Here is a 12,447-nt window from a genome sequence, read left to right on the forward strand (position 1 = left end):
GCCGAACATCAATATTTCCGTGCGACTGCGAACTTTGACAATTCTACCAAGGAGTCCTTGAAAACGGAAGGGGGCAGCGCTTCAAGGGCATCCAGGGCCAGCTGGGCTTCGGCTTCGGCCACCTTGCGGGTCGCTTCGATCGCACCGCTTGCACGGATGGCGGTGAGCACCGCGGCGAAATCGTCACGGCCACCGTTTTCGATGGCGCTGCGCACACAGGCCGCGTGTTCCGGGCTGCCGTGCTTCATCACGTGGATGAGCGGCAGCGTGGGCTTGCCTTCAGCGAGGTCGTCGCCGATGTGCTTGCCGGTGTCAGCCTCGTCGCCGGAGTAATCGAGCACGTCGTCGATCAACTGGAACGCCGTGCCGATGTGCATTCCGAAGGCCGCAACCTGCTCTTCCTTCTCGGCGGACAGGCCGCCGAGGATCGCCCCGAGACGCGCGGCGGCTTCAAAGAGCTTGGCGGTCTTGTAGCGGATCACGCGCAGGTAGTCTTCTACCTCGACATCGGCGTTGTGGCAGTTGAGCAGCTGCAGCACTTCGCCTTCGGCGATCACGTTGGTGGCGTCGGCCAGAACCTGCATCACGCGCATGTTCTGGACGCCGACCATCATCTGGAAGGCACGGGAATACAGGAAATCGCCCACCAGCACCGAGGCGGCGTTGCCGAACATGGCATTGGCCGTCTTGTTGCCACGGCGCAGGTCGGATTCATCGACCACGTCGTCGTGGAGCAGCGTGGCGGTGTGGATGAACTCGACAACCGCCGCGAGCTCGCGGTGGTTGCTACCCTGATATCCGGCGGCGCCAGCGGTGAACAACACCATGGCCGGACGCAGGCGCTTGCCTCCGCTGCCGATGATGTACTCGGCGACCTGGCGGATGAGAACGACGTCGGAGTAGAGACGATCCCGGATGACGGCATCGAGCGCCTTCATGTCTTCGGCGATCGGCGCGTAGAGCTGCGAGAGAGACAAGGCACTGCCCGGAATAGGAAAAACGCGATGTTAGGGGCGATGCTGCCATCGAGTCAAGCCAACCGGATCAAGGCCGATCAGGCCGGATTCTGGCAGGCTGAAACCGGAAGCAACAGATCGGGGCGGTCGGAAAACACGCCATCCACGCCCCACGCGGCGAGCCGGCGGGCTTCGTCTGGCTGATTGACGGTGTACACAAGACAGCGCAGACCGGCCTTCTTCACGGCCGCCACATGCGCGGCCGAAAGCCCTTGCCGGGAGAGGTTGAGCGACTGGCAGCCAAGGGCCAGCGCGGTGTCGATGGCCGTGTCGTCGAAGGCTTCGACGAGGAAGGCACGGGAAATGTCGGGCACGCAGCCGGCCGCGATCCGTAGCGCATCCGCCGAGAAGGACGAGAGCAGCACCACGGGGCGCTGCGTCGGCGCCATCGACGCCAGTAGCTCACCCACCACCCTACCCGTCTCGATCTCGACGCCGGTCGCGGGCTTGATCTCGAGGTTGGCCGCGAGCCCCAGCGCCCGGCAGCGTGCCAGGGCGTCGATCAGGCGGGGAATGGTCTCGCCGCGAAACGCCGGATGAAACACGCCGCCCACATCGGTGGCGAGCAGCGCGGCAGCGGGCATTGCGGCCACGCAGCCCGGCACGCCGGCGGTGCGGTCGAGGGTTTCGTCGTGGATCAGGAGCGGCACCCCGTCCGCCGAGAGCATCGCGTCGAACTCGACCGCGACGCAGCCCAGCCGGGCGGCGATGCCAAGCCCGGCCAGGGTGTTTTCCGGCGCGAGCGCCCCGCCGCAGCGGTGGGCGATCAGGCCGGGCCAACCCCAGTCGGACATGCCGGACAAACGCTCAGTCGATGGTGCGCGAACGGGCCACCGCGGTGTCGAGGGCGAGCTTGGAAGGCTTGCGGTCCTCCCACACGGATTCCAGTTCTTCTTCGATGATGCGGCGCACCGCGGCGCGCTGCGGGTAGGCGCTGGCCTTGGAGGCGGCCGTCACCGGCTTGTTGGTGAGCTGCTTCACGCCAACGTGGATGTTGACCAGATCGGCTGCAAGCAGGCGGCTCTCGGAAGCCAGCAGGCCCGCGCGGTTGAGGGGCAGGTAACCGGCGTTGCGCTGCCATTCGACCTGGCTTTCACCGGTCAGCCAGAAATTGACGAAGCGGGCGACAGCCTTGTACTCGGCGGGCTTCTTGCCGGCGGCAACCCACATGGCGGGGCCATCGGCGAGGGTGTTCTGGGGCGCGCCGTAGTATTCCTCGTGGTAGGGCAGCGTGGCGACGCCGACCTTGAAGCTGGCCTGACGCTGCAGGGTCGGCCACACGCCGGACGCGGCGGTCAGCACTGCGCACTCGCCGTTCGAGAAGTGCTCGATGGCCTCTTCGTCACGACCGAAGAGCTGCAGGTAGCGGGCCTTGTACCAGGACGAGAGCATCGCCACGTGCTTGACTTCGAGCATGCCGTTGATGGCGAGGGAGGTCTTCTTGCCTTCAGTGACGACCGGCTCGTTGTGCCAAGCGCTCATGTTCTCGACGAGGATCCAGGCCGGCTGGGTGGTGGTGTAGGGGCAGGCCTGGCCGTTGGCCACGACCTTGCCGAGGGCGGCCTGGAGTTCCTGCCAGGTCTTGGGCGGGACTTCCGGATCGAGGCCGGCAGCCTTGAAGGCGTCCTTGTTGTAGTACATGACCGGAGTGGACAGACCCACCGGCAGCGCGATCAGACGCTTCTGGGCGTCGAACGGGGTCGGGGTCATCATCGCCGGGGCGCGCAGGGTTTCCATCGCCACGCCGGCTTCCTTCATGACCTGATGGAGCGGACGATAGCGCTGCGGGCCAGACAGGAAGGCAGGCAGATCGCGCTCGCCGAGGATCATCAGGTGCGGCGTGGCGCCGGCGTTCCAGGCGCGGTCGTGGATGACGATCTTCGGGCCAGTCGGGTTGCTGGCGTTGTAGCGGTCGACCAGCTTCTGGAGCTGCGCGCCCTTGTCGGCGCCGAGGCTATGAACCAGCTCGATCTCGGTTGCCGCGACGTCGGCAACGGCCGCGGCCTTGGGCGCCTCGGCCTTGGCGGCAGGCTTCTTGGGGGCGGCGACGGCGGCATTGACGCACAGACCGGCGATGGCTGCGCACAGGGCGGTACGGCTGAATTTGATCATGGGAGTCGTGTCAGGGGATAGATCGGAACAACCGCGGATTATAAAGCCCGTCCCGGGCATCTCGATGGCAGTTTGAAAGCGAATGTTCAAGTCCGCCCCCAGGGCGCCGTTGACCTTGCAGCGCCCATTGATCGCCCCTCCCGCCATGACCCGACCCACCCTGCCCCTTGTTTTCGGACTCGTGATCGCCACCGCCGCCCTAGCCGGCTGCGATCGCCTCGGCATACCCGATCCGGCCAAGACCGAGGCCCAGTCGGAGGCGGATGGCAAGGCCGTGGGCAGCGCCTGCCGGCATGCGGGGCGCGCCATCGAGGATTGCTTCACCCTCAACCCCACCGCCCAGCGGGCGGCAGTTTTTGCCGGCTGGAAGGAAATGAACGACTACATGGCCGAGAACAAGATCGCCGAGGTCGCGCCGCAGCTTCCCCCGCCTCCGCCGCCGGGCGCCGCCAAGCCGGCCAAGGCAAAGCACGCCAAGGGCGAAGGGGGCGACGAAGGGGAAAAGAAATCCGGCGCTGAGGGCGAATCCGCCGACGGGGGCCACGCCAAGGCCGATGAAGCGCCGGCCGCCGAGCCGGAAACGCCCCGCAAACGCCGCCGTCAGGCGGAGTGAGCGACGCCCTCCCCGGACGTCTTCCACCACATCACGAAATCATCCACCGACATCGCCGGCGCGTAGTGGTAGCCCTGGGCGCAGTTGCAGCCCATCTCCAGCAGCACCGCCTCGGTCTCGGCCGTCTCGACGCCTTCGGCCACCACCTCCAGCCCGAAGGTGTGGGCGATGCGCACCATCAGCTCGACGATCGCCCGGTCGTTGTCAGACGCGGTGATGCGCTCGACGAAGGATTTGTCGAGCTTGACCTCGCTCACCGGCAGGCGCCGCAGGTAGTCCATCGACGAGTAGCCGGTGCCGAAATCATCCAGTGCCAACCGGCCACCGCCCTGGCGCAGGGCCTCGAGGGTGCGCACCGACATGCCCTCGCCCGACACCAGCCCGCCTTCGGTGATCTCGAAGCACAGCCGTGACGGGGCCACGCGCCAGGTGTCGCAGGTCTGGCGGATGAAGATCGGGAGTTCGGAATCCCGCAGATCTTCGGCCACGATGTTCACCGACACCCGCACGCCACAGCCGGCGGTAGCCAGCGCGGCGAGGATCTGCGCCGCCTGCTGGATCGCCCAGCGGGACAGCACCGGCATCAGGCCGATGCGCTCGACCACCCGCAGGATCTCGGGTGGCGGCACGTCGCGTCCGTCGGCCCGGGCCCAGCGCAGCAGCGCCTCGGCCCCCACCACCCGGCGGGACGGAAGTTCGACCTGGGGTTGCAGGTAGAGCTGGAAATGCTGGGCTTCGAGGGCCCGGGCGACTTCCATCTCGAAATTGGCGTCGTCCTCGGCGCGCACCACCACTTCGCCACCGTAGACGTCGAAGGGCTGGCCGGTGGAACGGGCGACCACCAGCGCGGCGCGGGCAGCCTGCTCGAGGCCGAGGGGGTCGCCAGCGTGTTCGGGTGCCCAGGCGCCGCCGGAATAAAAGCGCCCGCGCAGGGCCGGGAAGTTATTGGAGCGCAGCACCTCGCAGGCGTCCACCAGCTTGTGGCCGGCCAGCGAAACCTGGGCGGGGTGATGCAGATCGGGCAGAATCGCCGCCCAGGCGTCATCGCCCAGGGCGCACAGGATGTCGCTGGGGCGCAGCATCGAGCGCATCACCTCCGACAGGGCGAGGCGCAGCTGGTCGCGCTCGTCGAGGGCCAGCACGTCGGCCGAACGGCCCCACTCCACCTGCACGATCACCAGCCCGAGCTGCCGGCCGGCGCCGATCCTGTCGAGGCGGTCGGAGAGCAGCATCAGGAAGCGCCGACGGTTGGGAATCCCCAGCACCGGGTCGCCATCTTCGGCCGACAGGCGGAAGGACTGCTCGTGCTCGATGGCCACGTCGGACAGCAGGCCGCCCAGACACCAGCCGAGGCGCACCAGCGCGTTGAGGATGTCGAGCTCCAGCCGATAAACCATCGCCCGCTCGCCAAACAGGCGCTGCTGGCATAGGGCGATGAGTGCCTCGATGGCGACGAACGGGAACTCCGCCACCGCGCCCGCCAGGTAGCACTCGGCCCAGCGGGCGGCGAGGCCCGCCGGCCAGCCCGGCGTGAAATCCCACTCGGAGATGCGCGCCAGATCCTTGCAGAAATCCCGCAGCGCCGGCTCGACCGTGCCGTCGGAAATACCCGCATCGGCCAGATGGAGCCGCTCCAGCAGCGCCTGGGCCATGTCCGACGCGTCGACGATGCGCCCGAAGGCCCGGACCGCCGCCTGCTCGCCCTGGCCGAGGCCGTAGCGGAGGAGCAGACGCTTCAGCACGTCATCATCGACGACGTAGCTGTAATGGCGGTCAAAGGGCGAAACCATGCGTGCTACGCCAGGTAGAACTCGGAAGGCTCGACGCCATAGGCGCCGGGCGGCAGGGCCCGGATGATGGCGTAGGGCTCGCCGGTTGCGGAAGGCAGATCGTAGAGCAGGTCGAGGGTGTGGGGATAAGGGTTGGGTTTCTTGTCGGGCCCGAGCAGGATCATCACCCGCGGCTTTAGGCGCCTGATGCGGTTCTGGGCGACCACCACCGCCACCTCGCCGGAGTTGAGTTCGACCAGCGTGCCCACCGGATAAAGGCCGATGCACTGGACAAACTGATCCACGGTGCTCTCGGAAAAGCACGTGCCCCGCTGGGCACGCACCGCGTCGAGGGCCGACTGGGAGCTCGCCGCCTCGCCATAGGGCCGCTCCCGGGTCATCGCGCAGTAGATGTCGCAGATGCCGGCGATCTCGCCCATCAGCCCGACCTCGTTGCCCTGCAGGCCATGGGGATAACCGCTGCCGTCGCAGCGCTCGTGGTGGCGGGCGACGATCTCGAGCACCTGGGGCGTGGCGTGGGGCGAATCCGCCAGAACCTGCAGCGAATACTCCACGTGGGTCTTGAAGATCTCGTATTCCCGCGGCGACACCGGCCCGGATTTCTGCAGCAGGCGCACCGGCAGGCGCAGCTTGCCCACGTCCTGGAGCATGCCGGCCATGCCGAGGGCGGCGATGGATTCGTCGCCCAGCCCCAGGTAGCGGCCGAAGATCATCACGTGGGCCGACACATCGAGGGAATGGTCGTAGCTGTACTGGTCGGTCTGGCGGAGCCGCGACAGCCACACCAGCGCGTCCGGGTTGCGGGCGACGCTCAGCACCAGCTCGGAAACCACGCCACGCAGCCGTTCGAGATCCGGATTGAGGCTGCGCTGCACATCCTGGGCCACCTGCTCCAGCAGCATGTGGGCCTCGTCGACCAGCGGCAAGGCGGCCACGATTTCCTCTTCGACCGGCACGGTGGGCTCGGCGTGAATCATGCCGACACCGCTGGCGCCCAGGCTGCGGCCATCGTCCTCGACCGTCAGGCGGGCGCTGCCACGCCGGGCCGGCGCGCTGGAGCCGGTGATGAGCGGCCGCCCGGAAGCGCCGGCGAGGTAGTCGTCGGATCGGGATTCGGCCACGCCCTGGGGGCGCGCCGACGGGGCATCGGGATAGATGTGACACCAGGGCGCCGACGAGGTGCTGCCTTCGTCGGCCGCCTGCTCACGGTTCGCGCCCCGCAGGGAGCGCAGCAACGCGAAGAAGTCGGTCGGTCTGCGACGCACTTCCGACGGCACCTGAAAGGAGGCCAGCGAGGGATTGCGCTCGGGCGTATCGGCATCCGCCTCGGGCGCAGGCGCGCGCCAGGCATCGCCGGCCGACCGGGCCCGATCCACATAGACAAAGCGGCAGACACTGCGCAACTGGTCCAGCGTCGCCTGATCCTCGACCAGGAAGCCCTGGAGCAGGAACGGCGACTCCAGCCACGGACGATCCAGCTCGGAAACGAACATGCCGATTCGCACGTCCTGAGCCGCCACAATCTCCTTCAACACACCCTCCCCAAAATGGGTGCCCACACACACACGCGGGCGACCCGGCATTTACGGTGCCGGATTCGTAAACTTGAGATGCAGGGCATCAATTTCGGCAACGACCTCGGGATCAAGCTTGCGGGCGCAGGCTTTCAGGTTGACCTCCAGCTGGGCAAGCGTGGTCGCGCCGACGATGGTGCTGCCGACAAACGGCCGGCTCGCCACGAAGGCCACCGCCAGTTCGGCGGGCGTCATCCCGTATCGATGAGCCAGCGCGGCGTAGGCGGCTACCGCCGGCGCCACGCCGGGTTTGTCGTAGCGCTGGCCGAAGCCCGGGAAGAGCGTCATCCGGCCATCGGACGGCGGGTTGTCGAGATATTTGCCCGACAGCAACCCGAAGGCCAGCACCGAATACGGCAGCAGGCTCACGTTCTCGCGAAAGCACACTTCCGCCAGGGTCTGCTCGAAGACCCGGTTCATGAGGTTGTAGGCGTTCTGCACCGACACCACGCGGGCCAGGCCCTGCTCGTCGGCGGCGCGGAGGAACTCCATCACCCCCCACGGGTGCTCGTTGGAGAGCCCCACGTGACGGATCTTGCCCTCCTTCACCAGCTCGCCGAGGGTCGCCATCTGCTCGCGGATCGGCGTGGACGCGCGCTCGGCGTTCTGGTCGAAGCGCCACTGGCCAAACATCGGCTGGTTACGGTCGGGCCAGTGGATCTGGTAGAGGTCGATGTAATCGGTGCCCAGGCGGCGCAGGCTACCGTCCACTGCGTCACGGATGGTTTCGCGCCCGTTTGAAAGCGGGCCGCCCCGGATCCACCCGAGGGAACGGCCGGCCGAGGTGAACTTGGTCGCCACCACCACCTGGTCGCGGGCGCGGCCCTTCAGCCACGAGCCGACGATCTTCTCGGTCGCGCCGCTGGTCTCGGCCTTCGGCGGCACCGGATACATCTCGGCGGTATCGATGAAATTGACGCCGGCAGCAAAGGCGGCGTCGAGCTGGGCATGGGCCTCGGCTTCGGAATTCTGCTGCCCGAAGGTCATCGTGCCCAGGCACACGGAAGACACCAGCAGATCGCTGGCGCCAAGCTTGCGGTACTCCATCAGACAAATCTCCAGAAAGACGGCGGCGAAGCCGGGGCGTACAGGAGGGTACGCGATGATCGGTTATCATCCGGGCGAAGCGCCGTCCGGCGCACGAACAGTCCGGATGCCGGGTGGGTCTGCATGTTCCGGATCGCCCACCCCTGATATTACACCCGACACCGCCGCCCTCCGCCCCGGTTACAAATCCATGACGTCCGCCCCCTCGCCCTGCGCCGCCCTCGGCATTCTGGTGCAATGCCGCCCCGGCTTCGAAGCCGACGCCAGCGCCGAACTCACGGCCGCCGCCCGCGCCGCGCGCTTCACCGGCGAAACCGACACCCAGCCGAACAGCGGCTTCGTGATCTTCGAGCTGACCGCGCCCGAAGCCCACGACGTCATCCGCCGCCGCCTCGATCTAGCCCGGCTGATCTTCAGCCGCCAGGCTTTCCAGGTGCTCGCGGTGCTTGACGACCTGCCCGACCGCGACCGACTCACCCCGCTGCGCGAGGCCATCGCCGCCACCGGCGAGCGCTTCTCGGCCCTGCTGCCCGAAACCCCGGACACCAACGACGGCAAGGAGCAGTCCGGCTTCCTGCGCCGCTTCGGCCCGCTGCTCGAAGACGCCCTCGCCAAGGACGGCCTGCTGCGCCCGGATTCGCCCCACCTGCCGCGTCTGCACGTTTTCTTCGAAGGCCCGAAACGGGCGTGGCTGGGCGTCAGCCTCGCCAGCGAGGGCTCCGCCTGGCCGATGGGCATCCCGCGCCTGCGCATGCCCAAGGAAGCGCCGAGCCGCTCGACCCTCAAGCTGGCCGAAGCCTTCCTTACGCTGCTCACCGTCGACGAGCAGAAATCCACCCTGCGCCCGGGCCTCACCGCCGTCGACCTGGGCGCCGCCCCCGGCGGCTGGAGCTGGCAGCTCGCCAGCCGCGGCATCCGCGTCACCGCCATCGACAACGGCCCGCTCGCCCCGTCGGCCATCGCCACTGGCCTGATCGAACACCTGCGCGCCGACGGCTTCACCTGGAAGCCCAAGAAGGCCGTGGACTGGCTGGTCTGCGACATGGTCGAGCAGCCCTCGCGGATCGCCCCGCTGATCGCCGACTGGTTCGCCACCGGGCGTTGCCGGCGCAGCATCTTCAACCTCAAGCTACCCATGAAGCGCCGCCACGACGAAGTGGAACGCTGCCGTGCCCTGATCGACGCCCGCCTGTCCGCCGCCGGGATCAAATATATTTTGCGAATCAAGCACCTTTATCATGATCGCGAAGAGGTCACGTGCTATCTCACGCGGCGCTAGGGCGTGCGCGATGTATAATGTCTGACTGTTTTTATGGTGCACCGCAGTAAAGTGGCGGCACCCACAACGTGACCACACCCATGTCGTTCTCCGAACTCGGCCTCATTCCCGAAATCCTGCAAGCCGTCACCGATGCCGGCTACACCACGCCGACGCCCATCCAGCGTCAGGCGATCCCGGTCGTCCTCGCCGGCCACGACGTCATGGGCGGCGCCCAGACGGGCACCGGCAAGACCGCAGGTTTCACCCTGCCGCTGCTCAACCGTCTCGCCCGCCACGCCAGCACCTCGACCAGCCCCGCCCGGCATCCGGTGCGCGCCCTGATCCTGGCCCCGACGCGCGAACTGGCAATGCAGGTCTACGAGTCGGTCAAGATGTATTCCAAGCATGTCCCCCTGCGCAGCACCTGCATCTACGGTGGCGTGGACATGAACCCCCAGATCCAGGAGCTGCGCCGCGGCATCGAGATCGTGGTGGCCACCCCCGGCCGCCTGCTCGACCACGTGCAACAGAAGACCATCGCCCTCGGGCAGGTCGAGTTCCTGATCCTCGACGAAGCCGACCGCATGCTCGACATGGGCTTCATCCCGGACATCCGCCGAATCCTCGCGCTGCTGCCGGCCAACCGCCAGAGCCTGCTGTTCTCCGCCACCTTCTCGGACGAGATCAAGAAGCTCGCCGACCAGATGCTGAAGAACCCGCAGCTCATCGAAGTCGCCCGCCGCAACATGGTCAGCGAGACCATCGACCACGTGGTGCACCCGGTCTCAAGCGGCCTCAAGCGCAACCTGCTGGCCCACATCGTCCGCCACGAGGACGAAACCAACCAGGTGCTGGTCTTCGTCGATACCAAGTTTGCCTGCAGCCGCCTCGCCCACTTCCTCGAGCGCCACGGCATCTCGGCCGATTCGATCCACGGCGACAAGAGCCAGCTGGCCCGCACCGAAACCCTCGAGAACTTCAAGAGCGGCAAGGTCCGCGTGCTGGTGGCCACCGACGTGGCCGCCCGCGGCCTCGACATCGAAGACCTGCCTTCGGTCATCAACTTCGAACTACCCCACACCGCCGAAGACTACGTCCACCGCATCGGCCGCACCGGCCGGGCCGGCAAGAAGGGCAAGGCCGTGTCGCTGGTGAGCTCCGAAGAGCGCCACCGCCTCGCCGACATCCAGAAGCTCATCAAACTCGAGATCCGCCAGGAAGTCGTCCCCGGCTACGATCCCGAGCCCGACTTCTTCGACGCAGACGGCGCCAAGCGCCGTCGCAGCAGCGGCAGCAGCAGTAGCGCCCCGTCGTCGTCCGCCGCGCCCCGAACCGCCGAAGGCAGCAGCGACCGCCGCAAGCGCTCCGAACGCGAGCCGCGAGAGGCCCGTGAAACCCGCGAGCCCCGTGAGCGCAGCCCGCGTTCGCGCCAGCCCTCGCACATCGCCCCGGACGGCTTCGACTTCAGCAAGCCCTACGAGCAGCGCAACCCCGCCGGTGAAGCCGGCAGCGCCGAAGGCGATTCCGCCATCGCCGAGCTGCGCAGCGGCCAGAAGCCCCAGCGGCCGATCGCCTTCCTCCTCGGCGGCCTGGGCCGCAAGCACTAAGCCTCACCCTCCCGCCCGGCCCTCCGCCGGGCGGCATCCGCCGCAAATCCCCCTTCGCATCAAAGGCATTGCCACCGGCACAATCCGGCGGCGAGCGCGTCCTTACGCCTTGCGCCCGGCGTCCTTGGCCTTCCGCACCTCGAGGTACTGAAGGAGCCGGTAGGTACCCCAGCCGATCAGCCCCGCCCCCATCACGAACCCCCCGTAGGCGATCGGCCACGGGATGCCCTCGGTCATCATCGAGAACTCCGACATCCCGCCTATCCCCGCCAGGATGTTGATCGGCATGAACACCATGCCCAGCACCGTCAGCTGGGACACCCGCTGGTTCTGGTTGATGTTGATGAAGCCGATCGTCGCATCCATCAGGAAGTTGATCTTGTCGAACAGGAAGGCCGTGTGGCTGTTGAGGGATTCGATGTCCCGCAATATCTGCCGGGTGTCGTCCTGCTGGCCGGCCGACAGCACCCTGCCGCGCATCAGGAAGGACAGCGCCCGCTGGGTGTCGAGGATGTTGCTGCGGATGCGCCCGTTGATGTCCTCCTCCTCGGCGATCACCGCCAGAGTCGCTGCCGCCTCGCCGTCGCTCATGGTCGCGCCCAGCACCTGCCGGCCCACCTGGCCGAGCTTGGCGTAGATGTTTTCCAGCGCGTCGGCGCAGTACTCCACGTCGGCGCCGTAGAGGTCGATCAGCAGATCGAGACAGTCCGTCACGTAGCCCGGCTGGGCGTGGGTGCGCCGGCGCTGCAGGCGGAAGACCGGCAGTTCCTCGTTGCGCACCGTGAACAGCACGCCGGCGTGGAGGATGAAGACCACCGGCACGCTGCGCGCGTCGCCGTCCCGGTCGAGCAGGAAATTGGAATGCAGGTGGATGTCGCCATCCTCCTCCACCTGGAAGCGTGAGCTCACCTCCAGGTCGGTCGCCTCGCCCGGATCGGGCAAGCGCACCCCAAAGCGCTCGCCCACGTAGGCGCGCTCGGCCGGCGTCGGATTGACCAGATCCACCCACATGGGCGCAATCCCGTCCATGTCCTGCCGGCCGGTGATCGGCCGCTGGCGCAGGCGGCCCTCCACCAGCTCGAAGGCGTTGAGCTGGCTATCCGACACCGCCGCCTCGGGGCTGCCGGCCAGCCGGGCCCGCAGCGGTTCGGCCACCTCCCACAGCACCTCCTGCCGGCGGTTCGCGGCGAGCTGCTTCCACAGCAGCTCTGCATCGTCCGGCGCCAGCGCATCGAACAGCCGCCCGATCTCGCCCGCCGGCAAGCGCGCCAGCAGGGTCTGGATCTCGGCCAGGTGCTTGCGATGGACCATCACCTCCACCAACTGGCGGCGGGGCATGTTCTGGTTATGCACCACGTCCTCCACCAGCCGGTGTTTCCTGAGCAGCTCCTCGATGTTGTTGGCGGACATGTCTTCCTTTGGTGTTG

General features: G+C 67.5%; 10 protein-coding genes. 3 read left to right on the top strand and 7 right to left on the bottom strand.

Annotated features, from left to right (window positions below; all coding sequences use genetic code 11):
* Positions 1 to 8: 8 nt before the first annotated feature.
* The 3 genes from ispB to QQK25_RS09335 all read right to left on the bottom strand — a co-directional run bounded on the left by ispB (position 9) and on the right by QQK25_RS09335 (position 3,128).
* Positions 9 to 977: an octaprenyl diphosphate synthase gene (ispB, locus tag QQK25_RS09325; RefSeq protein ID WP_284187672.1), complete on the bottom strand. Its 969-nt coding sequence runs from the start codon at positions 975 to 977 to the stop codon at positions 9 to 11.
* 77 nt (positions 978 to 1,054) lie between these two features.
* Positions 1,055 to 1,810 carry a glycerophosphodiester phosphodiesterase gene (gene ugpQ, locus QQK25_RS09330; RefSeq protein ID WP_284187673.1) on the bottom strand — a complete coding sequence of 252 codons (756 nt, stop codon included), beginning with the start codon at positions 1,808 to 1,810 and terminating at the stop codon, positions 1,055 to 1,057.
* A 13-nt stretch (positions 1,811 to 1,823) separates the two neighbouring features.
* Positions 1,824 to 3,128 (bottom strand): extracellular solute-binding protein, encoded by a 1,305-nt coding sequence (locus QQK25_RS09335; protein WP_284187674.1) that lies wholly within the window; start codon positions 3,126 to 3,128, stop codon positions 1,824 to 1,826.
* Between the two features lie 145 nt (positions 3,129 to 3,273).
* Between QQK25_RS09335 and QQK25_RS09340 the strand changes: the two genes are divergently transcribed.
* On the top strand, positions 3,274 to 3,741 hold the full coding sequence (locus QQK25_RS09340) for a hypothetical protein (protein WP_284187675.1): 468 nt from the start codon (positions 3,274 to 3,276) through the stop codon (positions 3,739 to 3,741).
* Here QQK25_RS09340 and QQK25_RS09345 read toward each other — a convergent pair.
* Genes QQK25_RS09345 through QQK25_RS09355 form a run of 3 tightly spaced genes read right to left on the bottom strand, consistent with a single transcriptional unit; the run spans position 3,729 to position 8,152 of the window.
* Complete coding sequence (locus QQK25_RS09345; protein WP_284187676.1) at positions 3,729 to 5,531, bottom strand: bifunctional diguanylate cyclase/phosphodiesterase; 1,803 nt, start codon at positions 5,529 to 5,531, stop codon at positions 3,729 to 3,731. The genes QQK25_RS09340 and QQK25_RS09345 overlap by 13 nt on opposite strands.
* Before the next feature lie 5 nt (positions 5,532 to 5,536).
* Positions 5,537 to 7,063, bottom strand: coding sequence for a cyclic di-GMP phosphodiesterase (locus QQK25_RS09350; protein ID WP_284187677.1), 1,527 nt, complete (start codon positions 7,061 to 7,063; stop codon positions 5,537 to 5,539).
* A 51-nt stretch (positions 7,064 to 7,114) separates the two neighbouring features.
* Positions 7,115 to 8,152 carry an aldo/keto reductase gene (locus tag QQK25_RS09355; RefSeq protein WP_284187678.1) on the bottom strand — a complete coding sequence of 346 codons (1,038 nt, stop codon included), beginning with the start codon at positions 8,150 to 8,152 and terminating at the stop codon, positions 7,115 to 7,117.
* 190 nt (positions 8,153 to 8,342) lie between these two features.
* Between QQK25_RS09355 and rlmM the strand changes: the two genes are divergently transcribed.
* Both rlmM and QQK25_RS09365 read left to right on the top strand, forming a co-directional pair.
* Positions 8,343 to 9,431: a 23S rRNA (cytidine(2498)-2'-O)-methyltransferase RlmM gene (gene rlmM, locus QQK25_RS09360; RefSeq protein WP_284187679.1), complete on the top strand. Its 1,089-nt coding sequence runs from the start codon at positions 8,343 to 8,345 to the stop codon at positions 9,429 to 9,431.
* A gap of 80 nt (positions 9,432 to 9,511) precedes the next feature.
* A complete protein-coding gene (locus tag QQK25_RS09365; RefSeq protein WP_284187680.1) occupies positions 9,512 to 11,020 on the top strand; it encodes a DEAD/DEAH box helicase in 1,509 nt (502 codons plus the stop codon).
* A 102-nt stretch (positions 11,021 to 11,122) separates the two neighbouring features.
* On the opposite strand, the gene QQK25_RS09370 is transcribed toward QQK25_RS09365, so the two are convergent.
* Positions 11,123 to 12,430 carry a magnesium and cobalt transport protein CorA gene (locus tag QQK25_RS09370; RefSeq protein ID WP_284187681.1) on the bottom strand — a complete coding sequence of 436 codons (1,308 nt, stop codon included), beginning with the start codon at positions 12,428 to 12,430 and terminating at the stop codon, positions 11,123 to 11,125.
* Between the last annotated feature and the right edge of the window lie 17 nt (positions 12,431 to 12,447).

This window comes from Zoogloea oryzae (assembly GCF_030161255.1).
Lineage (GTDB): Bacteria > Pseudomonadota > Gammaproteobacteria > Burkholderiales > Rhodocyclaceae > Zoogloea > Zoogloea oryzae.